Genomic DNA, 21,800 nt, shown 5'->3' with positions numbered 1-21,800 from the left:
ATAGGATAGTGCCATCGTAGCTTCCAACCTCAAAGATACGCTCCTGCGGCAGCGCAAACTCTGCGTCGCGCTGCTGCTGATAGTCATCCTGGTACCCATCACCCGTTTTTCCCGGTTCCTGCTGCTTCCCTCCGGCGACGGCAAGCGCGTGGAGATCGTCGAACTAGGTAAGGGGCGGCCGCTGAAAGCCTTGGCTGCCGACCTCGAGGCGCGCCACATCGTCTCCAGCGCCCGTCTCTTCACTCTCTACGCCCGCATCAAGGGGGGCGATGCCCGGCTCAAGGCGGGGTTCTACCAGTTCGACGACGGCATGCGTCCGAGCCAGATCCTCGCCAAGATGATCAACGGCGACATCTACCAGCGCATGTTCGCGCTGCCGGAAGGGTACTCCAGCTACCAGATAGCGGAGATGCTGGAGAAACGCGGCATCTTCACCAAGGAAAACTTCCTGGCCGCCTGTCGTGATACCGCGCTGCTCAAGGAATTCGGCATCGATGCCGCCAGCGCGGAAGGGTACCTCTTCCCCGGGAGCTACAACATCCTGCCGGGCAAGACGGAGGTGGATGTCGTGCGCGAAATGGTGCAACGGCAGCAGGCCTTCCTGAAGCAGTCGGTGGACGGCCGCGCCAAGGCCAAGGGGCTCCGGGTGCCGACGCTCCTCACCCTCGCCTCGATGGTGGAGAAGGAGGCGGTGCTCCCCGGGGAGAAGCCGCTCATCGCCGCCGTGTTCCAAAACCGCCTGAAGCTCGGCATGCGGCTGCAAAGCGACCCCACCGCGCTGTACGGGGTGCGGGCCTTCGCCGGCAAGGTGAGAAGGGAAGACATCCTGAAGCCCACCCCGTACAACACCTACCTGATCCCGGCCCTGCCGCCGGGGCCGATCGGCAACCCCGGCAAGGACGCCATCGAGGCGGTGCTCAACCCGGCCGCCGTCCCCTACCTCTACTTCGTGGGGCGCGGTGACGGCAGTCACCAGTTTTCGAAGGACCTCTCGTCTCACAACCAGGCGGTGCAGAAGTACCTGAAGGCGCCTGCCGCGGCCTCGCAAGGGGGAAGCTAGATGACGGGCAGCATTTTGCTGGTGGAGGACAACGAGAAGCTCTCCGCGATGCTGCGCACCGTACTGGAAGGGCGCGGGCACAAGGTGAAGGATGCCGCCAGCGGGGACGCCGCTCTCGCCCTGCTGCAGGAGCAGCGTTTCGACCTACTGGTGCTGGATCTGAAGCTGCCGGGGTTAAACGGCGTGGAACTTTTGCAGCGGGTGCGCCGCAGCGCAGCCCTGAAGGAGCTCCCGGTGGTGATCATGACCGGGGCGTTCCGGGGCGAAGCCTACGCACGCGCCGCGGCGAAGCTGGGGGTCAAGGCCTACCTGGAGAAGCCTTTCGGCAAGGACGATTTCCTCAAAGCCGTGCAGGACGCCCTGGAGCAGAATCCCGCGGGCAAGGAAATCTCCCGACTGCTGCTCGATCTCTACCGCAGCGGCGCGAACGGCACCATCGAGTTGCGCGGCGGGACCAGGATTTTCGTGGTCGGAGGGGAGCCCGCCGGTTTCTCGGCGCCCGGCTTCGTTCCCTTCCTGGTATCCACCCACCACCTGCAGCGCGGCGACCTGGAAGAGTTCCCACCGGCCCGCCCGGGGCGCCTGCCGCTCGTAGAGGCCGGCCTCATCCGCTACGATGACTTGCTGGAGCAGTCCCGCCTGTTCCTGTTCCGCTCCTTGGTGGAGGCGCTGCTGCAAAACCAGTCGCCCCGGTTCACCCCCGACCTTGCCGACCTGGAGCTCCCGCTCACCCCCCTCTCCGTGCCGCGCCTGCTGCACCAGGCCGCCGGCGCCGCGACCTTCGACCTAGCCCCGTACCTCGCCAGGTGCGCCGCCCTCTGCCCGGTACGCACCACGACCTATTTCCGCCTGGTGAACCTGCTCAACATGGGGCCGGAAGAGGTCGACCTGCTGCAGCAGCTGGGCCAGGGCAAGACGGTGCAGGAGATCCTGGCCGACTGCGCCACACCGGCCCGGGGAGCCGCCCTGCTCGACCTGCTGACACGCCTAGGCATGCTGTCCCTATCGCCGACGCCGGCTACGGACCAGCAGCCCGATTTCCCGCAGAAGCTCCTTTTCAACCGTCCCATCGAGGAAGTCGCCGAGCGGCGGGCCGAGGCGGTCAATTTCGAGGACCTAGTCGACGAGGTGTCGGAATCGATCGACTTGGTGGTGGGCAAGAAAGGGATGGCGGCGCCGCTTTCCGCCAGCGAAATCGACTTCGAGCAGGAGGTGCAGCGGGACTACGCCGCGATCCAGAACAAGAACTACTACGAGATCTTCGGCATGACGCCCGGCACCTTCAGCTTCGCCACCTTGAAGGAAGCCTACTTCGCCAAGACCCGCGAGTATTCGCCGGAAAAGTTCATGCAACTCTCCGGGGATACCCTGGGACGGGCACAGGACGTCCTTTCCCACTACGCCAACGCCTACAACACCCTCTCCAGCGTTATCGCCAAGGAGCGCTACGACGAGATGCTGAACGCCGACACCGTGGGCCTTGGGGGCAAGCGCGAGGACGAACTGCAGGCGCGCATCCAGTTCCAGTCCGGCAAGGTGTTCCTGGAGATGGAGGACTTCGGCAACGCCGAGCGCGCCCTGCAGGACGCCTACACCCTCGATCCCGACGATGCCCAGACCAGCGCCTACCTCGCCTGGTCCATCTACAAGAACCCCGGCAACCAGCGCTCCCAGGGCGCCCTGGAAAAGTGCCGCATGCTTCTCTCCAAGAGCCTGCAGGCCGAGCGCAACGCCGACGCCTTCGCCTTCCGCGGCTGGATGCTCCTGGACGAGGGGAGGGAGGGGCTAGCCGAGGGTGAATTCCTGAAGGCCCTGAAGCTGAACGCGCACCAACCGCACGCCCAAGGCGGCATGCGCCTGATCAAGGAGCGCCGCGAAGCCGAGAAGAAGGGACTCTTTAAACGCATCTTCGGCTGATCGCCGCTACCGCCCCCGCTCCCAAACCCATCCGGGCCTCATCACATGAGGCCCTTTCTTTTTTCCCTTCATGTGTTTCCCACCCGGCACCGTGTGTGCCCCTTCCTTGGCATGACTGCATCGGGAGAATGCCCTACCCCGGCTAAGAGATCGGCTTGCCAAGCAATCATTAGCAGATATTATTTTAAAGTTTTTTCAATACGGCCCCGACAAGGGGAAGCATGCGCCTAAGGCAGCACAGCGGCTGGAGAATTTCTCCCGCCCGCCGCCCCGCTTGCGCCCCCCTGCAGGCCCTACCCGAGAAGAGGAGGATGTCATGAAAAGGATGATGTTCCTGACCGTGGTGCTGATGATGCTCGCTCCGACGACACATGCCGCCGGGCCGGTGGGCGACGTGATCAAGATCGGCATGGTGAACGACCAGACCGGCGCCAACAAGGGTTCCGGAAGGGGCATGAAGGTGGGGGTGGAGGCGTATTTCAAGGCGGTCAACGCCAAGGGGGGCGTCAACGGCAGAAAGGTGGAGCTGGTGGCCCTGGACGACCAGATGGTGACCGACAAGACCATCGACTGCCTGCTGAAGCTCGCCGACGAGCAGAAGGTCTTCGCCGTGGTGGGGTCGGTGGGAACCTCCAACTGCGTTGCCAGCCTCCCCGTTGTCAAGGAATACAAGCTGCCGTACATAAACCCCAGGACCGGCGCTAGCGAACTGCGCACGCCGGTGGTCCGGGAGGTGTTCCACATCAGGGCGAGCTACCAGCAGGAAGTGGACCGCATCGTCGACCAACTGGTCAAGCAGGGGGCCAAGCGCTTCGCCGTCTTCTACCAGAACGACGGTCTGGGCACCGACATCCTCACTTCGACCGAGACCGCGGTCAAGCGCCATGGACTGAGCCTTGTCTCCAAGGGCTCCTTCGAGAGAAACACGGTGGCGGTAACCACGGGCCTCGCCAGCATCATGACCGGAAAGCCCGACGCCATCATCGTCGGCGCGGTGTACAAGCCGGGAGCCGAGTTCATCAAACTGGCACGCAAGGAAGGGGTGACCGCCTACCTCGCCTCCGGCTCCTTTGCCGGCGGCATGAACCTGGTCAAGGCGGTGGGGCCGGGCGCCTCGGAGGGGGTCATCATGAGCCAGGTGGTGCCGGAACTGGACGACCTGTCGCTTCCCATCACCCGCGAGTGCAAGGAAGCCATCGACAAGAACCCCGAGGACGTCGGCTTCAACTCGGTGAGCATGGAGGGGTGCATAGCGGCCAAGTCGATGGTCATGGCTCTCGAGAAGGCGGGCAACCCGCCCACCCAGGCCGCCTTCATCCAGGCCTACGAGAGCATGAAGGGAGCCGACATGGGGGGGATCAAGCTGACCTTCTCGCAGGACAACCATCAGGGGCAGGACAACGTCTACCTGCAGGTGGTCAAGGGCGACAAGCTCGTTTCCCTCAAGTAGAGGCAGGGGGGCCGAGAAGAGCGGGTAACCGGTGCCGTTGAGCTGCGCGGCACCGGTTTTATTGGTACTTCGGGGGTGGCAATGACCGTCAAAAGCAAGCTTCTGGGGAACATCGCGCTGACCATCGTCGGCATTTCCGTCCTGGCCGGGATCGGACTCTTTTCCATCGCCAAGGTCAAGTCGAGCATCGAAATCCTGACCGGCAAATCGACACCGCTGCACCTGAAGATGCTGGAGCTGCAGCAGACGGTGGAAAAGGTTTCCGCCGATTTCATGCGGCTGGAGATGAGCACGGAACCGACGGAGGTGGCGCAGCTCTCCAAGTCGATCACCACCCGCATCAAGAGAATGGAGGAACTGAACGACCAGATCGTCAAGGGAGGGGCGGACTCCAGCGGCGTGGACACCGCGGTCCTGCGCGACATAGAGAAGACCGTGGTCCAGGTCGCCTCGCAAAGGCTCAGGGACATGACGCTCTTTAAAAACGAGATCGCCACGGTCAACTCGGAGCTGCAAAAGGCGGAGGCAAGTGTGGCCGGGCTGGGCAAGCAGATCAGCCAGATGGGGAGCAGCGCACTCTCCAACATCAACTCCTCGCAGGCCGCCAACCTGCAGGTGAACAGCTCCATCAAGAAGCTTCTCACCCTGCAAAGCCGGCTCAAGGACATCAACATCATCCTGAGCGACCTGGAGCTGGTCAAGAACAAGTTCAAGGTGGCCCCGCTGCGGGAGCGCCTGAAGAACACGGTGGAGCTGACCCGCAACATCGAGGTGGACCAGGGGGACAACCCGGCCATCAAGGAGGTCAAGGGGGTGGCCGCTGACATCCTGAACCAGATCGGCGCCGAGGAGGGGGGGCTGGTGGCCCTGAAGCTGGAGATGCTCAACAACCCGGAGAAAGCGGACGCCGAGCAGTACGCCAACAAGGCGCGCGACATCCTGAAGCCGCTGGAGGAGAACAGCAGGAAGATCTTCAACACGATCGACACGCTGGAGCTGCAGATCGTGAAGGACCGCAACAAGGTGGTGTCCTCGCTCGGGTTCCAAAACGCCGCCAACAGCGTCATGGACGCGGGGAGCAATATCAGCGTCGACGTGAAAGAACTAAACTCCGGGGTGCGCCAGATCATGCTCAGTTCCACCGACGCCGAGGTCGGCAGGCTGGTCGGCACCCTGGCCCAGACCCGCAGGAGGATCGAGACCAACATCGCGCTGGCGAGAACGGCGCTGCTCGAATCGGGGCAGAAGGAGCTCGCGCAGAAGATCTCACACGTCTCGGAAACCGTGCGCCGCGCCTCGGCGTCGATCCAGAAGATCGAGGCCACCAAGCTGGGCGTGATCAGGAGCAACGCCGCCATGCAAAGGGCCCTCGAGTCTGCGCGCGGCATCTCGCACGAACAGGCGCAGCGAAGCGAAGAGCAGGTGAAGAGCATCGGCGAGAACCAGGCGCAGATCCTGACCGGCGTGCGCAGCGCGGTCGACAACGCCACCCTGCTCTCCTACGTCATGATCGCGGTTTCCGTCGCGGTGGTGTTGATTTCGCTGGTGATCAGCCTGCGCATTATCGCCTCCATCACTAAGCCTCTCTCCCACGCCAAGCTGGTGACGGCCGAGATCGCGGACGGCAACCTGACCAGGCGCATCAAGACCGGCTCCAACGACGAGATCGGCGACATCTGCAGCAGCATCAACAACATCGTGGTGCACTTCCACGAGGTGATCTCGCGGGTGTCGCACAACACGACCCAGGTCGCTTCGACCTCGACCGAACTCTCCTGCGCCGCCGAGCAGATGGCCTCAGGCGCGGCGCGGGTCGCCGAACAGGCCGCCACGGTGGCGACGGCCAGTGAAGAGATGGCCGCCACCTCGAACGACATTGCAGTCAGTTGCACCCAGGCCGCGGCCGGCTCCAAGCAGGCCAACGACGCCGCCGTCGCCGGGGCTGACGTGGTCAAAGAAACGGTGGTCGGCATGAATCAGATCGCCGAGCAGGTGCGCGCCTCCGCAGTGACCATCGGCGACTTGGGGCAGAAATCGGAGCAGATCGGCGCCATCGTCAACACCATCAACGACATCGCCGATCAGACTAACCTTTTGGCCCTGAATGCCGCCATCGAGGCGGCGCGCGCGGGAGAGCAGGGGCGCGGTTTCGCCGTGGTGGCCGACGAGGTGCGTGCGTTGGCGCAAAGAACGGCGAGCGCCACCCGGGAGATCGGAGAGATGATCAAGGCGGTGCAGCAGCAGACCAAGGGGGCCATCGGCGTGATGCAATCGGGGGTCACCCGGGTGGAGGCGGGGACGGTGGAGGCGGCCAAGTCCGGGGCCGCACTGGAGGAAATTCTGCAGCAGATAGGTTCGGTCACCCTGCAGGTGAACCAGATCGCGACGGCAGCCGAGGAGCAGACAGCGACCACGGTCGAGATCAGCAACAACATCCAGAGCATCAACGAGGTCGTGCAGGATACCGCAAAGAACGCGCAGGAATCGGCCTCGTCGGCGCTGCTGCTGTCACGGCTGGCGGAGGAGCAGCAAAAACTGGTGGGGCAGTTCAAGCTGACCGAATAGCAAGGGACGTGAGGCGCATCAGGGTGGTGTATGGTTCATCAGGGTGGGCGCGGCCCGCCGGCGACAGAGGTGGCAATCATGATCAAGATACTCCTCGAGAACCCGTTGATGCTGCTGCTCATGGTCGCAGCACTGGGCTACCCCCTGGGCAAGATCAAGGTGTACGGCATCACCCTCGGCGTCGGCGCAGTCCTCTTCGTCGGGCTCGCTTTCGGCATGCTCCATCCCGACATGAAGGCGCCCGCCATCGTGTACATCATGGGGCAGGCGCTCTTCGTCTATACCGTCGGCCTCTCCGCCGGCCCATCCTTCATCTCGACCTTCCGCCGCAACGGGGTCATGAACAACGGTCTCGCAGCGGTAGTGCTGTGCGCCTCGGCGGCGCTCTGCATCGCGCTGCAGCGGTACTTCGCCATCAAGCCCGGCATCGCCGCCGGCATCTTCTGCGGCAGCATGACCGCGTCGCCGGCCCTGGGCGGCGCGCTGGAATCGATCCGCCAGATCGCCCCGCCGGAGATGCTGGATACGCTGCTCGCCGAGCCGGTGGTCGGCTTCTCCGTCGCCTACCCGATCGGCGTCATCGGTCTCATGCTGACCATCAACGTCTGCCAGAAAATCTGGAAAGTGGACTACCAGGCGGAGTTCAAGGTGCTGCGCAAGCCCGAGGACCGCAACTCGCTGGTGCACTGCACTATCAAGGTGCAGCAGGTGGATCCGCCCGACCTGACCGTTCAGGCCCTGAACGATTCTAACAACTGCGAGATCATCTTCAGCCGGATCAAGAGGGGGGACGAGTTCTTCTATGCCGGTCCCGCCACGGTGCTGCAGCCCGGGGACTTGGCCATGGTGGCCGGAGCCCCACACGAAATAGAGAAGATCGCCACCGTGCTCGGCGAAAGAAGGAGCAAGGAGCGCCTGGGGCTGGACCGCACTGAATACGAGTATCGCAGGGTCTTCGTCTCCAGTCCGCAGGCGATCGGGCGGACCATCGGCGAGCTGCACCAGGACCAGCGCTTCGGAGAGGTGATCACACTGGTGCGGCGCGGGGACAATGAGTTCCTACCCGAGGCCGAGATGGTCCTTGAACTGGGGGACGTGGTCAGGGTCCTGGCGCACAAGACCTGCATGGATGACGTGACCGCCTTCTTTGGCAACTCCTACCGCAGGGTGAGCGAGGTCGACGTGATGACCTTCAGCCTGGGGCTGGTGATCGGGCTGATCCTGGGCCTGATCCCCTTCCCCTTCCCCGGCGGCGGCAGCATGCAGCTCGGGTTCGCGGGAGGACCGCTCATCGTCGGCATCCTGCTCGGGACCTTCGGCCGCACCGGCAAGATGGTCTGGAGCCTCCCCTACAGCGCCAGCATGGTGCTGAAACAGGTGGGGCTGGTGCTGTTTCTGGCCGGCATCGGCACCCGCTCCGGCTACAGCCTCCTCACCACCTTGAGCCACGGTGGCGGCGGCAGCATCTTCATCACCGGTGTCTGCGTCACCTCCATCACGGCGTTTCTCGGCCTGTTCATCGCACACAAGGTCTTGAAGCTCCCGATGACGCTGGCGGTCGGCATCGTGGCCGGGATGCACACCTCCACGCCGGGGCTAGGCTACATCAAGGAACAGACCGGCAACGACCTCTCCGACCAGGGTTACGCCTGTGTGTTCCCGTTCGCCACCATCGGCAAGATCATCCTGGTGCACATCATCCTGATATCGACGGGCCAGCTATGATCCACACATCCGCGTGATGGTGCTGAGGGCCGCGGGCGTAACGCCGGCGGCCCTCTTCTTTTGCCCCGTGGCCGCTGAACGTCTTCCATGCGCGATCTTCGTATATCTTTGCTATACAGCAGCCGCCACCACTCGACGCAAAGCACACCACGAAAACGCTTTATTTTCCGGTATCTTGCCATGTCACACCCTGCCCCGGTGTATAGCGTCTTTATACAGCCCGGGGCCATGCCCGCCGGACACTGGAAGCAAAACATCCGCTCTTTCGGCAACTTACACCAGAACCAAAAATCAGGCACGGCTAATGCTAAAGAGATCTCGTCCCGGTTTATCCGCGACAGCCGCAAGCGCGGCGTCAGTCCAGCCGCTTCCGGTAATCCAGCTCGCAGATGAGTAACTGATAGGCAAGCCAATCCCAATACACCGTCAAAGGAGGAAACCATGAGATTCACATCGGCATTCTTCGTCCTCGCCGCGCTAGCCGTAGGATCTTCCGCAGCATACGCCATCGAACTGAAGGACATCGCCTACCAGACCGACGGGGGGGGCAAGGTCGTCTTCAGCCACAACAAGCACCTGAAGAAGAAGGTGGAGAAGAGTCCCAACGTAAGTTGTAAGACCTGCCATGAAAATCCGCGCGCGGCCAAGGTCAAATACAGCATGGCCGACATGGAAAAGGGGAAATCGTGCGGCAAGTGCCATAACGGCAAAAAAGCGTTCAGTGTCGCCAAGTGCACGGCCTGCCACCAGGTAAAAAACATCACCTTCAAGGTGAAGGAGACCGGCCCGGTGCTCTTCAGCCACAACAAGCACCTGAAGACCATGCAGTGCAACGCCTGCCACAACACCCTCTACAAGACCGGCCCGAACAAAACGGTCTCGATGGCGGAGATGGAGAAAGGGAAATCGTGCGGGGCCTGCCATAACGGGAAGAAGGCATTCAGCGTCGCCAAGTGCGACGGCTGCCATCCTTCGCCCAAGCAGGTTGTCTTCAAGGTGAAAGAGACCGGCCCCACCGTATTCAGCCACAGCAAGCACGTGGAGATTTACAGCTGCAGCTCCTGCCACACCAAGCTGTTCCCGCTCGGCTCCAGCAAACCGGTTACCATGGCGGCGATGGAGAAAGGGAAATCATGCGGGGCCTGCCACAACGCCAAGGATGCCTTCGCCGTATCCCAGTGCGACAAGTGCCACCCAGTCAAGGAGATCAAGTTCAAGGTGGCCGATGTCGGCGACGTCAAGTTCAGCCACAGCAACCACCTCGGCATGTACAAGTGCAAGGATTGCCACAGCGGCACCTTCCCGACCAAGCGCGGTGGCAAGGCTGTCTCCATGGACGAGATGAAAAAAGCCAAGTCGTGCGGAGCCTGCCACGACGGCAAGTCCGCCTTCACCGTGAACGGCAACTGTGACTCCTGCCATCAGCACGGCTAGTAAGCCTCCTGTTGGCACTCCCGACGTACAAAAAAACCGGCCACTCGAATTCGAGTGGCCGGTTGTGCATGGAGGGCCGTTCCTGCACAGACAGATCAATCGCGCAGGCGTTCCAGGCGGGCCGTCTCCTCCTTGATCGCCTTGGCGGTGTAGCACACCACGAAGCTGTGTTCCAGAAGCAATAAGGCGAGGCCGGCAAGAAATACTACCGGGAAGTAGGTGCCGGTCGTGTCACAGAAGACATAGAGCGGGTAGAAAACGGCGGGGAGGCCGACGTTGTGCCATCTGTACCCCGGCCTGCCGTCGCTCCCCCTGCGCCCCACGATCAACACCAGGGCGGACAGCCACGAGACTCCCAGGACAAGGTTGAGCAGGTCGATCGACGGCAGAGGACCGATAATGCCTTCCAGTTCCGCCTGGGCAACCGACGGCACGCCTCCCTGGCTGAGCGCCAGAGCCGCGGCGCTCAACCCCAGGAACAGCACCATCCCCCACAACCCACGGCGGGAAAGGACATGTAGCTGCTCGACGTTTTTGGCCACCTGTTCGCGGCTCCAGGAACGTTCGCTTCCCGTCGCGACCAGGGCCGTTTCCCGTATCGGTTTCGCCTTGACGATCTGCTCGATAAGATGATGTCCTGACATGGCCGTTCTCCTTTCCCGGAATTAGCAACCTTGTCCCGTCAACTGTGGCGCTGCTCCAGAAGTTCCCGCTCGTATTCCGGATAGTGACGCACCGGCCGGTAGCCGGGGATCACCACCTCCGGGGCCGCCTCCACATCCTCATGCTCTTCCACCTCCTCCCACCCGATCAGCATCGGCTTGATGTAGTCGCCCAAGGTCGCCAGGTACACGTGCGTGCAGAGGAAGGCGAGCAGCGAGCAGGCCAGGAGGAAATGGAGCGCGACGATGAACTTGATGCCGCCCCACATCAGGATCAGCACGCGCAGTGGTGTCACGTTCAGCAGCAGGATCCCGGTGAGGCCGACCAGCGGCATGAGGACGAACATGACGGCGAGGTAGGCCGACTTCTGCATCGGGTTGAACTTGTGATCCGGTGTGGCATGATACGGGCTCGGCCGCCCCAGGAAGTACCAGAAGCAGTAATAAAGGAGCTGACGCACCAGACCGTGCTTGATGTCCTCCTCGTCCGGGATGTACAGCTTGTCCAAGGTGTTCTTCACCATCTTGTAGTAGAAGAACCAGAACGAGAAGGAGATGGAAACTATGATCCCGGCGGTGTTGTGCACCTCGATGGCGCTCTTGTAGCTGGTGAAGATGCTCAGAGTCTCAGGAAACCGGATCTGGGCGCCGGACAGGATCAGGATGATGATGCCCGAGGCGTTGATCCAGTGCCAGATGCGTATGGGCCAGGGCTGCAGGTAGATCCTCTTTGTCTCGCTCATGACTGATGCTCCTTTTGTTTCCTATTTTTGCGGGTCAGGAACCGGACGAAGCCGTGTCCGACCGGCATGATGAGACCGCAGCAGATGACGGCAAGCCCGATGCTGTTCAACCTAGTGTTCTTGGTGGACCCCATCATGTAGAAGTCCGGTGCGGCGTACAGGGCATCAAGGACCGCCCCCTTCTCTACCGGCACTCGCAGGAAGGTGCCATTCTCTTCCGGCACGGCTATAAAGCTGGTCTGCATGAGCCCCGAGCCCGAGGTGTGACAGAAACTGCAGTTACGCCGGCTGTCGAGGATCTCGAACTTGTGCGATACCGTCGACGGGGTCATCATCCCGTACAGGCGAAGCGACTTCTGGGTCCGATTGAAAACACGCAGTTCCTCCAGGGAAACGTAGTTGTCACGGTTGGTGTCGATGAGGGACACGATGGGACGGCCGTCCGCCATCGCTTTCAGCTCGGCGTACTCGGCGACTTCCTGCTTGCCGAACCGACTGTCACCCTTGCTCTTGACGATGTACATGCTGATGTAGTAGTCCTTCGCGCCGGTATGGCAGGTGATGCAGGGGAGCATGCGCAGGTGCAGCTCGGATTGGGGCAGCCACTCACCGTGTTTTGCTGTCATCTCCAAAGAGTTGTGACAGTTGGAGCAGATCATGTTGATTTCCTGCCCGGAAACGTCTTTGGGGTTTTGCACCAGGTGCGGGTTATGGCAGCCGTTGCAGTTGGTCTTCGAGGCATGAAGCCCCTTGGCGTACTCCTCGCTGATGCCCGAATGGCAATCGCGGCAGTCGGCTTTGGGCACCTTGGTTCCGTCGGGATGATTGACGGGGACGGTGGCGTGACAGGCTTCACACCCGAGGTTGGCGTGAGCGGTCTGCGTGAAGCGCTGCGGGTCGATGAAGGTCCCCTTCGGCACGTTCCCGGTTTTACCGTGACAGGACAGGCAGGCCTGGTTGTTGCCGGTCTGGTCCCCGTAAGAGAAGCCCCAGGCGTTCGCCTGCGCGATGATCCCGGCTAGGGCCCAGGCGCACAACGCCAGCTTGGCGAGCAAACTCATCTTTTGTAGGTCGGCTGGTTTCACGTATCCCTCCTTTCAAGGAGCGCGTCCTTAGTTAGGATGATTTTTTGTCAGATGAGGCAGCCTGCTCTTTGGCAGCTTGCTGCGCCATGATGCGATGCGGCAACCTGACCCGGAAGACCGGGAAGAACTGCGCCACCAGCAAGAGGGCACAGAATCCGAGGAAGAGCCAGATCCCCAGGTTGCTCTCCCGATCTATGCTCTGCGCCGCCGAAAGGGCCAGGAAGCTGGTCCCGAAGATCAAAACGGTGAGGGCCATCAACCAGGAGAAGCGCCTGGACCTGCCGGCGGTTTGCAGTTCCTGCGCCTCGCGCCGATGTGCCCGGCGCCTCATCGCGGCCTCCATGCGCTCCTGCTGCCGGCTGGCCCGATAGGTCTTGAAGGCGCACTCCACCGCGAGCCCGAGCTCTTCGGTGTCGCTGTTTTCCGCCGGTTTCATGGCCTGGTAGAAGATCCCCGCCTTGCGTACTTGCCTTGCCTGGGTCAGCGGGAGATCGTCGGATACCATGATCACGTTCAAGTGGCGGTTGCATTTCTTCAACAGGTGAATCAGATCCGAGGAAGAAACCTTCTGGTCGAAGTCACTACCCAACAACAACACCGGTGTCTTCTTCTGCAGGATGCTGCAGAGCACGTGGACTGTTGAATCAGTGGTCTCAACCTCATACCCCGCTTTGCGGAAGTATTCGGCTACCTGTTTGCGAAAGTCCGCATCGCGGTCCGCAATGATGATTCCCCGTTCGTCCATAAGCCACCTCGCGTCTCGCGACCGCTACTTTTTGTCCTGTTCCAGAGGGACCTTTACCTTCTTGCCAAACAGGCTGTAAATCCCTTTGAGCATGGCGCTGAAGAGCATGATGCCAGGGATGACCTGCACGACGATGATGGCGCCGATGAAGAGGAGGAATATCTTCGCCATCAGCCCGCTACCTTCGGAGACGTCGGCAATGCCGGAGATGAGGAGCGTTCCGGCCACAACCACCCCGATGATCGACCAACTTGTCACTTTCCCGGACAATGATTCTTTCGTTTCCTTTGTCATGGCCCTCTCCTTTTTCCGCATTATTCCCCGAAGGGTTACCCATACATAGCAACCACGGTGCCGAACCGTGCGCAGCACCTAAAACCACAGCAATGTAGGGTGGTTACCTGCAGGAGCGGCAAGAGAAGGTTTTTTTAGCGCGGGCACAGCCCCAGGGGCCGAGCAACAGCACACACGCCAAAATGACAAGCAATAACGAAAACTTACGACTACTTAAGGATCGGACGAAGGGTAAGGTGCCGTTCCTGCCGTGCAGGAACGTTCTCGCGGGACAGGAAAGTAACGGGGCAAGAGGGAGAGGTGCGGCGGCTAGGTCGAGCGGTGCAGGTCGTGAATCTTCAAGAGGGCGTAGAGGCGAGACTGCGAAAGGCCGGAGAGATCGCAGGCGGTGGCGATATCGTGTTGGGCCAGCGCCATCAGGTCGCAGAGGTATTGCTTTTCGGCCTGGGTGTAGACGGTGTCACGAAAGTCGTTCAGCTTGGGGAGTTGAGTGGGCGGCGACAGTTGAGCCGGGGCGGCGGCCGCGGCCTCGTGCCGGTTCACCGCGCTTTGGGTAACCTGTACCCGGATCTGCGTCGGCAGGTGCTGGGCGAAAAGAACCGGCTGTTCCCTGGCGGTCAACACCGTGCGCTCAATGGTGTTGATGAACTCGCGGACGTTTCCGGGCCAGTTGTACGCCTGCAGCGTTTCCACGAATTCAGGGCAGCTCCCTTTGGGTGACAAGCCGTTATTCTCGCAGAACTTGTCCATGTAATAGCGGGCGAGTTCCTTGATGTCCTCGCTGCGCTCCCGCAGCGGAGGGAGTTCAAGGACGAAGGTGCTCAACCTGAAAAGGAGGTCGCTGCGGAAGGTCCCGACGTCCGCCATCTGGTTCAGGTTGCGGTTGGTGGCGGCCACCAGCCGAAAATCGCTCTCCAACTCGCGCGCCCCCCCCACGGGACGGTAGCGCCTCTCCTGCAGCACCCTGAGGAAAGCCTTCTGCGTGGCGAAGGGAAGCTCGCCGACCTCGTCCAGAAAGAGGGTCCCGCCGTGGGCCTGGCTGATCAGTCCGTCGCGCGCTTTCTCGGCGCCGGTGAAGGCCCCCTTCTCGTGTCCGAACAGCAGGCTCTCCACCAGCGTCTCCGGCAGGCTGGCGCAGTCCACCACCACGAAAGGTTTGTCGCAGCGCTTGCTGTTCTGATGTACCGCCCTGGCGAAGAGCTCTTTCCCCGATCCCGTTTCCCCAAGGATCAGAACTCCGGCGTCGCTCACCGCCGCACGCGCCACCGCATCGAGGCACGCCGTCAGGGCCGGGCTGTTGCCGACGATGTTTTCCCGCTTCAGGGCAACCACCTCCTGGCGCCCAGAGAGCGAGAGCTTCTGCTTGCGATACTCCAGGGCGCGCACCAGGGAAAGGGTGATTTCCTTGAAGGACGATCCCTTCTCGATGTAATCCCAGGCGCCGCTGTTGATGGCCAATTCCGCGCCGGCCGGGTCGCCGTATCCGGTCATGATGACTATCTCCGGCCGGGACGGGGCCTGCGCCAGGCGCGGCAGCATTTCCAGTCCGTTGCCGTCGGGGAGCCGTACGTCGAGAAACACCAGGTCGAACGCCCCCTCCGAAGCCATTTGGCAGCCGGCGGTCAGGGTCCTGGCGCAGGCGGTTTCGTGCCCGGCACGCTTGCCTACCAGCGACATGGACTCGCAGACGGTCTCCTCGTCATCGATAATCAGGATCTTCGCCATCCCCCTCACGCCTCCCCGGCCGGGGGCATCACCCGGCGTATCAAGGCAGCCATCTCCTCGCGGTCCAGCGGTTTGTAAGCCACTTCGCGCACTCCCGCCAGCTCAGCCTCTTCCCGCTGCTGGGCACGGTCCACGCCGGAACCCAAGCCGGTGCAGAGAATGACGGGGAGCTCGGAACGCACGGCAACGAGCTGCCGCGACAGTTCGATGCCGGTCATGCGCGGCATAGTCTGGTCCGTGATGACCAGGTCGACGGCGCCGGGGTCGGCCGTGAAGATTTCCAAGGCCTCCGCGCCGTCACGGCCGGTCACCACCTGGTACCCCAGCCGCTCCAGCATCTTCTTGCCGGCAAACACGACGTCCTCTTCGTCATCAACGAGAAGTATCCTGCCGCTCCCGGTCAGGGAGGCCGCCTCAGTCTGCAACACGCAGTCTTTCTGCGCCGCCGCGATCCGGGGCAGGAATACCTCGAAGGTCGCTCCGAGGCCGGGTCGGCTGCTCACCGAGATCCCCCCACCGTGGTTCCTGACGATGCCGTGCACCACCGAGAGCCCGAGCCCGGTGCCCTCGTTGTGCCCCTTGGTGGTGAAGAAGGGATCGAAGATCTGTTCCATGGTCTTTTGATCCATGCCGTGCCCCGAGTCCTTGACCGTCAGCTTGAGGTAGGGACCTGGAGGGAGGTCCGGAGCCCCAAGGGAATCGGCGTCGAGGGTGACATTTTCCAGCGCCAGATCGAGGGTTCCCCCCTTGAGCCTCATGGCGTGGCTCGCGTTGGTCACCAAGTTCATGATGATCTGGTGAATCTGGGTGGGGTCGCCCATGATCATGCCGAGATCCTGTTCCAGTTGGGCTCGCACCGTTATCGAGGAAGGTATCGACGGGCGCATCAGGTTCAGGCACTCGTTCACAATGGCCTCGACCTGGACCGGTTGCCGCTCCTGCTCTCCCTTGCAGCAGAAGGTGAGGATCTGTTTCACAAGCTTGCGCCCACGGTAGCTTGATTTCAGCACCACGTCCAATAGCTCGCGCAGAGGACTTTCCAGCGGCACGTCGTCCCGCGCCATCTCGGTGCAGGTGATGATGGAGGCGAGGTTGTTGTTGAAGTCGTGGGCGATGCCGCCGGCCAGGGTGGCGATTGCCTCCATCCGCTGGGCCTGGCGTAATTGCCGCTCCAGTTGCAGTTCGTGGGTCACGTCCCGCACCAACGCGGCGTAGTTCTTCACTTCGCCGTCGGTATCGGATATGGACCAGAAGGTGATGTCGATTTCGTAGTAGTCGCCCTCTTTGCCCTTCTGGATGAAGTGCCCCCCCGCCCGCCGCTCCCCCTTGGTGAGGTCATCCCACACCGAACGGTAGAGTTCCACGCCCCCGTCGCCGTCGCCCAGGACCGCCACGTTGCGCCCGACCACGCACTGTGCATCGTGCCCGGTGATGCTCTCGATGGCGGGGTTGACGTACTTGATGGTGCCGTCGCTGTCGAAGAGGATGAGCCCCTCCTTGGACTGCTCGATCACCGATGCAAGCAGCATGATTTCCTGTTCCGCCTTCTTGCGCTCGAGGTTCATGCGCAGGGTCGCGATGCCGAAGGAGAGGTCGTCCGCCAGTTGCTCCAGGAGCTTGACCTCCTGTTTCCCGAAAGCCCGCTTCTCCCCGGCGAAGATTACCAGCGCCCCGAGCGGCCGTCCTTCGTTTACCAGCGGCAGCGATACCGAGGCGGCGAAGCCGTGTTTGAGCGCCTCCTCGCGCCAAAGAGCCCAGCTGGCGTCGTAGCGGATATTCTGGACAATGCGCGTGGTGCCGGTCCTGATGGCGGTTCCCGTCGGCCCGCGGCCGCGGTCGATGTCGGCCCAGCTCATGTCCAGCTTGGTCAGGTAGCCACCTTGGTCGCCCCACTGGGCCACGGGGCGCACCGTCTTCCAGTCGTCGTGCTCGGCCATGCCGACCCAGGCCAGCTTGTACCCGCCGGTCTCCACGATGGTACGGCAGATATCCTTCATCAGCTGCAGCTCCTCCGTGGCCCGTACCAGCGCTTGGTTGCAGCCGCTGAAGGTCTTCAGCGCCCGGTTCACCCTGAACAGCGACTCTCTGCCGCGCACCACGTCCCCTTCGCTGCGGCTGATCAAGAGGTAGAGGAGGGCCGCCGTGGCAAGTATGAAGAAGGCGTGATTCATGGTTTCCGCGGAGAGGTATATGAAGCTTTTGTGTGCCAGGACGGCGGGGAACAGGCAGGAGGCGGCGCCCCAGAGGACACCAACTACGGCATAGACGATCGAAATATTGAGGGGGGTCAGCTTGGTTTGATTGTTGATCTGTTTCATACACGCTCTCCCCTGCCGCTCGCGGCCGTTAAGAGAAACACGCATTGAGTCTAACACATTGGAAAAAACTCGCCATGAGTAGGCGCGTAATTAAATAGAGGAGCTGTGAGGAAGTCAGACGAAAGGGTGAGGCGCAGAAACAGCATCGGCCACGGCGGTAGCTGTTGCGATTGCACTGTCCGGGCCAGTGGGGGAGACCGGCAGAGCTGTGCTACCGGCCGAAATAGTCCTTAACGGAGATGCCCAGACGCTTCAACATGGTCTGGAAGTTGGGGCGCAGCATGCCGGTTTCCTCGGCGGCGCGGGAGATGTTCCAGTTGTTGCGCTTCAAGGCCTGGATCACGAAAGCCTTCTCCACGTTCTCTACCGAGCGGTCGCGGATGTGGCGCTTCATCTCCTTCAGGGCCTCGGCACTGGTTGGGACGAAACCGTCGAACCCGGTGCTGCACGACTCGGCCGCTTCGCCCAATTCCAGGTTTTCCTTCTGGACCACGTCACCCTCGCACAGGACCACGGCGCGCTCGATGGTGTTGACCAGTTCGCGCACGTTCCCCGGGTAGGAGTAGTTCTCCAGAAAGTGCATCGCCTCCGGGGAGATGCCCCGCACGTCCTTGCCGACCTCCTCGACGAACTTGTTCATGAAGTGGCGGATCAAAAGCGGGATGTCACCTTTGCGCTCGCGCAGCGGCGGGAGTTCCAGCGGGATGATGTTGAGGCGGAAAAAGAGGTCCTCGCGGAACTTGCCCTCGGCGACCATGGTCTTCAGGCTGCGGTTGGTGGCGGCCACTAGGTGGATGTTGAAGGAGACCGGTTGGGTGCCGCCGATGGGGGTCACCTGGCGCTCCTGCAGCACACGCAAGAGTTTTGCCTGGGTGGAGAGGCTGATGTTGGAGATCTCGTCCAGGAACAGGGTGCCGCCATCGGCCACCATGAGGAGACCCATCTTGGTCTGGACGGCACCGGTGAAGGAACCTTTCACGTGGCCGAAGAGTTCGCTCTCCAGCAGATTTTCGGCGAGGGCCGTGCAGTCGACGGCGACGAAGGGCTGGTCGCGCCTGGAGCTGTGCTTGTGGATGGCCCGGGCGGCGACCTCCTTGCCGGTGCCGCTCTCGCCGGTGATCAAGACGGTGCTGTCGGTGGCCGCGACCTGGATGATGCGACGGTAGATCTTCTGCATTTCCCGGCTTTCCCCGACGAACTCGTCGAAGCCGTGGTGGCAGTCGACCTCCTGCTTCACCACGATGTCTTCCACCGTGGTCTTCTTCTGCTCCAGGGCCAGGTGCACCTTCTCGAGGATCTGCTCAGGGGTGAAGGGCTTCACGATGTAGTCGACGGTGCCGTTCTTCATCGCCTCGACCGCCGTCTCCACCGTGGCGAACCCGGTGATCATGATGACAGGGGTGTCCGGCTGCAGGATCTTGACCGCGTTCAACACCTCAAAGCCGCTCATGCCCGGCATCTTGAGGTCGGTGATGATCAGTTCGAACTGTTTTTGCTGCAACAGTTCTATGGCAGCGTGGCCGTTCTTGGCAGCATCTACGGTGAAGGAATCTCCTTCAAGAATCCGTGCCAGACCTTCCCTAATAACAGACTCATCATCGACCACCAGAATATTCATAGAATCACCATGTTATATCCAGCTATAGATGCACCGTGCCAATCGGTTTTCCGAGCCCGCTGAAGCAGGGCGGCCTTACACCTCTTACTCTGCCAATGAGAGGCGCCTTGGACGGAGTCCGCCCGCTGTATCAATAGCCCACAAAAAACCCTCTGTCAACAGAAAGACATGAAAATACTTTCACCGCCCAACCTGTAACAGACCTCATACTTTGCCCCCCGGCTGCAGGCAAATACACGTAACGGCGCGAATTGCGCTGAATTTATTGGTGTATGCGGGAACCATACACCGCACCACATCCCTTTACCCCCCGATATCACGACGTTTTTCCTGACCAGCCCGACCGGGGCGGTCCGCGCCGGTCCGCGGCATGTATAGGGTCGCTATACATTCGGCCGCCCCGGCCGCCCGTAACCGGCCACACCCGCCCAAGAAAATCAAGCAATATCGGCAATTTACAACTTTTAGCAGTAACTGGCACGTTGGATGCTTAGTAGGTCACCAGGCAAGATAAGCTGACCAAGGTTCGCAGACACACCAAGGGAAAGGAGACTATCATGAAGGTTCTATCCGCAACGACAGCCTCGCTGGTGCTGAACGCAACCCAGGCTATGGCGTCACCCGCCGCGACAGAAACCGGCGGGCTCGGCCTGGCCTCTCTCATCTTCATCGCCTTTATAGCCATGGTGGCCCTGTTCCAGCTTATGCCGGGTCTCGCCATGTTCCTCCGCATCTTGAAAGGGATCTTTTCCAGCGAAGCCGAGCAGCGCGCGAAAGAGGTTGCCAAGGACAACAGGACCAGCCTATGACCGCTGGCCGGCTGGCGGGGCGGGACTTCCGCCGGCGCGCCCCCCCGGTGTCGGCGGCGCAGCCAACTACAGCGGAACCTATGCTCCCAGCCGTGTGAGGGTAAAGCTATGCAAGGACTTCTCATCGTGGACGAAGACATGGACTGCAGAAAACAGATGGCCGAGATGTTCATCGAGTCCGGCTACAACGTGATCGTCACCAACTCCATAGAAAGTGCCGTTTCCGGGATTCTGAAAAAAACCGCGCAGGTGGTGCTCCTGGGGACCAAGTTCGACGAGTTCTCCGCTTCTGAGATCATCCCGCTTTTGAAACAGTGCAACCGCAAGCTGTCCATCATTCTCATAGCCGCCGGCACCTCGCTGCCGCTCTCCAGGAAGCTCAGGAGCGAGGGGATCTTCTATCACGCACTCAAGCCGGTCAACGCCGAGGACCGCGCCGAGATCAGACAGGCAGTGCAGTGTGCCTTTGAAAGCCTCAAGTTGCAGATGGCGTGACGGTAACAAAGGGGGCGGCACGACAAAGCCCCGAAGATAAAACGACCGAGTCTTTCACATCAAAGCCGAAAAAGGGGGAAATCATGAAAACCAGGATGAGTCTGCCAGCTTTAGCGAACACGGCCATTGTCTTTCTCATGACGACAGCAAACGCTTTCGCCGCCTCGACCAGCAAGGTATTCGTCAGCAAGCTTGGGATCCTGCTTTTCCTGGGCTTCTGCGCCCTGGTACTGGTGGTCCAGTTGATCCCGGCCCTGATCACGCTCTACGGCATGCTGAAGGGGGTTGGCAAAGAGCAGGAAAAATCCCCCTCCCGCGTCAAGAGCCACTAGGGGCGATGGAATTCAACCTGATCGCAAAGGAGCCAAGCCATGACACTGGACGCCGTAGGACAGATAAAGGAAGTCTTCACGCTGGTGGATTTCTACCAGTACATCAAAGGGGTGGAGTACCTGATCTGCGTAGCCTTCTTCATTGGGTTCCCCATGTTCTACCGCTACCTGCACAAAAGGGAACAGGAAGAAACCAAGGAAGCGGCGCGCCACTAGCATCGGGTCAGGCAGCAAGGGAGCCAGGCTCCCCACTACTACAGAGCCAGGAGAACATGACATGTCCTCTTTCAAACATCTTTTAGTTGCCGCGCTTTCCATAGGCGCCATCTCGGTGTCCTCCCCTGCTGCGCTGCAGTGCGCGCCGGTGCCGGACTCCATCACCTTGAACCAGAACGGCAAGCTGTTCAGCCCGTTCACCTTCAACCACGCCAAGCACATCCAGTCGATCAAGGAGTGCGCCGACTGCCACCACCACACCACCGGCACCCTGGTCACTGATCCCAACTGCGTGCGCTGCCACCAGAACTCGAGCCCGACCGCCGTGGTTTCCTGCAAGGGATGCCACCTGGCCACCCCGTTCTCCCCGGAGACCCTGGCCGCCAAGCGGGCCGACAAGCAGCGCTTTCACCTGGACAAGATGGGGCTCAAGGGGGCCATGCACCAAAGCTGCATCGGCTGCCACAACAAGGTAGGCAACGGCCCGACCGGGTGCCAGGACTGCCATCCGCGCACCAAGGAGGGCTCCGCCTTCTACAGTTCCAACCGCAAGGGAGCCAAACCCGCCCATGCTGAAGAGGAATGAGATGCACCAACTCAAGCAGCT

Annotated in this window: 19 protein-coding genes; 11 read left to right on the top strand and 8 right to left on the bottom strand. The window is 61.5% G+C overall.

The annotated features are described in order from the left end of the window. Nucleotides 1–13: 13 nt before the first annotated feature. From mltG to JFN90_RS05600, 6 genes are all read left to right on the top strand, one after another. The gene (mltG, locus tag JFN90_RS05625) at nt 14–1,060 is read left to right on the top strand and encodes an endolytic transglycosylase MltG (RefSeq protein WP_328755386.1); all 1,047 of its coding nucleotides are present in this window, start codon (nt 14–16) and stop codon (nt 1,058–1,060) included. Further along, nucleotides 1,061–2,977, top strand: a complete 1,917-nt coding sequence (locus JFN90_RS05620; RefSeq protein ID WP_199394121.1) for a response regulator — start codon at nt 1,061–1,063, stop codon at nt 2,975–2,977. A gap of 316 nt (nt 2,978–3,293) precedes the next feature. After that, nucleotides 3,294–4,427 (top strand): ABC transporter substrate-binding protein, encoded by a 1,134-nt coding sequence (locus tag JFN90_RS05615; protein WP_199394120.1) that lies wholly within the window; start codon nt 3,294–3,296, stop codon nt 4,425–4,427. 81 nt (nt 4,428–4,508) lie between these two features. Then, on the top strand, nt 4,509–6,992 hold the full coding sequence (locus JFN90_RS05610; RefSeq protein ID WP_199394119.1) for a methyl-accepting chemotaxis protein: 2,484 nt from the start codon (nt 4,509–4,511) through the stop codon (nt 6,990–6,992). Nucleotides 6,993–7,070: 78 nt separating this feature from the next. Continuing rightward, complete coding sequence (locus tag JFN90_RS05605) at nt 7,071–8,717, top strand: aspartate:alanine exchanger family transporter (RefSeq protein ID WP_199394118.1); 1,647 nt, start codon at nt 7,071–7,073, stop codon at nt 8,715–8,717. 441 nt (nt 8,718–9,158) lie between these two features. Continuing rightward, nucleotides 9,159–10,151: a cytochrome c3 family protein gene (locus tag JFN90_RS05600; RefSeq protein WP_199394117.1), complete on the top strand. Its 993-nt coding sequence runs from the start codon at nt 9,159–9,161 to the stop codon at nt 10,149–10,151. A gap of 95 nt (nt 10,152–10,246) precedes the next feature. Here JFN90_RS05600 and JFN90_RS05595 read toward each other — a convergent pair whose 3' ends face one another. The 8 genes from JFN90_RS05595 to JFN90_RS05560 form a co-directional block, all read right to left on the bottom strand. Continuing rightward, nucleotides 10,247–10,795: a hypothetical protein gene (locus JFN90_RS05595; protein WP_199394116.1), complete on the bottom strand. Its 549-nt coding sequence runs from the start codon at nt 10,793–10,795 to the stop codon at nt 10,247–10,249. A 38-nt stretch (nt 10,796–10,833) separates the two neighbouring features. After that, entirely contained in the window at nt 10,834–11,556 is a 723-nt protein-coding gene (locus tag JFN90_RS05590; RefSeq protein WP_199394115.1) for a cytochrome b/b6 domain-containing protein, read from the bottom strand. Beyond that, the gene (locus JFN90_RS05585) at nt 11,553–12,641 is read right to left on the bottom strand and encodes a multiheme c-type cytochrome (protein ID WP_328755360.1); all 1,089 of its coding nucleotides are present in this window, start codon (nt 12,639–12,641) and stop codon (nt 11,553–11,555) included. The genes JFN90_RS05590 and JFN90_RS05585 overlap by 4 nt, the downstream gene beginning before the upstream one ends. 31 nt (nt 12,642–12,672) lie before the next feature. Beyond that, entirely contained in the window at nt 12,673–13,386 is a 714-nt protein-coding gene (locus JFN90_RS05580) for a DNA-binding transcriptional response regulator (protein WP_199394114.1), read from the bottom strand. A gap of 24 nt (nt 13,387–13,410) precedes the next feature. Continuing rightward, on the bottom strand, nt 13,411–13,680 hold the full coding sequence (locus tag JFN90_RS05575) for a hypothetical protein (RefSeq protein WP_199394113.1): 270 nt from the start codon (nt 13,678–13,680) through the stop codon (nt 13,411–13,413). Nucleotides 13,681–13,989: 309 nt separating this feature from the next. Further along, nucleotides 13,990–15,405 (bottom strand): sigma-54-dependent transcriptional regulator, encoded by a 1,416-nt coding sequence (locus JFN90_RS05570; RefSeq protein WP_199394112.1) that lies wholly within the window; start codon nt 15,403–15,405, stop codon nt 13,990–13,992. Nucleotides 15,406–15,410: 5 nt separating this feature from the next. Next, nucleotides 15,411–17,723 carry a hybrid sensor histidine kinase/response regulator gene (locus JFN90_RS05565; RefSeq protein ID WP_199394111.1) on the bottom strand — a complete coding sequence of 771 codons (2,313 nt, stop codon included), beginning with the start codon at nt 17,721–17,723 and terminating at the stop codon, nt 15,411–15,413. 211 nt (nt 17,724–17,934) lie between these two features. Further along, nucleotides 17,935–19,341 (bottom strand): sigma-54-dependent transcriptional regulator, encoded by a 1,407-nt coding sequence (locus JFN90_RS05560; protein ID WP_199394110.1) that lies wholly within the window; start codon nt 19,339–19,341, stop codon nt 17,935–17,937. A 557-nt stretch (nt 19,342–19,898) separates the two neighbouring features. Here JFN90_RS05560 and JFN90_RS05555 point away from each other — a divergent pair. From JFN90_RS05555 to JFN90_RS05535, 5 genes are all read left to right on the top strand, one after another. Next, nucleotides 19,899–20,150, top strand: a complete 252-nt coding sequence (locus JFN90_RS05555) for a hypothetical protein (RefSeq protein WP_199394109.1) — start codon at nt 19,899–19,901, stop codon at nt 20,148–20,150. 108 nt (nt 20,151–20,258) lie between these two features. Next, nucleotides 20,259–20,645 carry a response regulator gene (locus JFN90_RS05550; protein WP_199394108.1) on the top strand — a complete coding sequence of 129 codons (387 nt, stop codon included), beginning with the start codon at nt 20,259–20,261 and terminating at the stop codon, nt 20,643–20,645. 83 nt (nt 20,646–20,728) lie between these two features. Next, complete coding sequence (locus tag JFN90_RS05545) at nt 20,729–20,977, top strand: hypothetical protein (RefSeq protein ID WP_199394107.1); 249 nt, start codon at nt 20,729–20,731, stop codon at nt 20,975–20,977. Nucleotides 20,978–21,016: 39 nt separating this feature from the next. After that, the gene (locus JFN90_RS05540; protein WP_199394106.1) at nt 21,017–21,193 is read left to right on the top strand and encodes a hypothetical protein; all 177 of its coding nucleotides are present in this window, start codon (nt 21,017–21,019) and stop codon (nt 21,191–21,193) included. Between the two features lie 61 nt (nt 21,194–21,254). Further along, the gene (locus JFN90_RS05535; protein WP_199394105.1) at nt 21,255–21,779 is read left to right on the top strand and encodes a cytochrome c3 family protein; all 525 of its coding nucleotides are present in this window, start codon (nt 21,255–21,257) and stop codon (nt 21,777–21,779) included. The last annotated feature ends 21 nt before the right edge of the window (nt 21,780–21,800 follow it).

The organism is Geomonas propionica (assembly GCF_016458235.1).
GTDB lineage: Bacteria > Desulfobacterota > Desulfuromonadia > Geobacterales > Geobacteraceae > Geomonas > Geomonas propionica.
Note: the sequence above shows the minus strand (reverse complement) of the source record. Positions and strands in the feature narration are given on the sequence as shown.

What these genes read in the sequence shown, in the direction of transcription:
- JFN90_RS05560 (WP_199394110.1), bottom strand. Translation starts at nt 19,341, where the DNA reads ATGAATATTCTGGTGGTCGATGATGAGTCTGTTATTAGGGAAGGTCTG.
- JFN90_RS05535 (WP_199394105.1), top strand. Translation starts at nt 21,255, where the DNA reads ATGTCCTCTTTCAAACATCTTTTAGTTGCCGCGCTTTCCATAGGCGCC.
- JFN90_RS05620 (WP_199394121.1), top strand. Translation starts at nt 1,061, where the DNA reads ATGACGGGCAGCATTTTGCTGGTGGAGGACAACGAGAAGCTCTCCGCG.
- JFN90_RS05590 (WP_199394115.1), bottom strand. Translation starts at nt 11,556, where the DNA reads ATGAGCGAGACAAAGAGGATCTACCTGCAGCCCTGGCCCATACGCATC.
- JFN90_RS05540 (WP_199394106.1), top strand. Translation starts at nt 21,017, where the DNA reads ATGACACTGGACGCCGTAGGACAGATAAAGGAAGTCTTCACGCTGGTG.
- JFN90_RS05595 (WP_199394116.1), bottom strand. Translation starts at nt 10,795, where the DNA reads ATGTCAGGACATCATCTTATCGAGCAGATCGTCAAGGCGAAACCGATA.
- JFN90_RS05600 (WP_199394117.1), top strand. Translation starts at nt 9,159, where the DNA reads ATGAGATTCACATCGGCATTCTTCGTCCTCGCCGCGCTAGCCGTAGGA.
- JFN90_RS05545 (WP_199394107.1), top strand. Translation starts at nt 20,729, where the DNA reads ATGAAAACCAGGATGAGTCTGCCAGCTTTAGCGAACACGGCCATTGTC.
- JFN90_RS05550 (WP_199394108.1), top strand. Translation starts at nt 20,259, where the DNA reads ATGCAAGGACTTCTCATCGTGGACGAAGACATGGACTGCAGAAAACAG.
- JFN90_RS05570 (WP_199394112.1), bottom strand. Translation starts at nt 15,405, where the DNA reads ATGGCGAAGATCCTGATTATCGATGACGAGGAGACCGTCTGCGAGTCC.
- JFN90_RS05610 (WP_199394119.1), top strand. Translation starts at nt 4,509, where the DNA reads ATGACCGTCAAAAGCAAGCTTCTGGGGAACATCGCGCTGACCATCGTC.
- JFN90_RS05615 (WP_199394120.1), top strand. Translation starts at nt 3,294, where the DNA reads ATGAAAAGGATGATGTTCCTGACCGTGGTGCTGATGATGCTCGCTCCG.
- JFN90_RS05580 (WP_199394114.1), bottom strand. Translation starts at nt 13,386, where the DNA reads ATGGACGAACGGGGAATCATCATTGCGGACCGCGATGCGGACTTTCGC.
- JFN90_RS05565 (WP_199394111.1), bottom strand. Translation starts at nt 17,723, where the DNA reads ATGAAACAGATCAACAATCAAACCAAGCTGACCCCCCTCAATATTTCG.
- JFN90_RS05605 (WP_199394118.1), top strand. Translation starts at nt 7,071, where the DNA reads ATGATCAAGATACTCCTCGAGAACCCGTTGATGCTGCTGCTCATGGTC.
- JFN90_RS05575 (WP_199394113.1), bottom strand. Translation starts at nt 13,680, where the DNA reads ATGACAAAGGAAACGAAAGAATCATTGTCCGGGAAAGTGACAAGTTGG.
- JFN90_RS05555 (WP_199394109.1), top strand. Translation starts at nt 19,899, where the DNA reads ATGAAGGTTCTATCCGCAACGACAGCCTCGCTGGTGCTGAACGCAACC.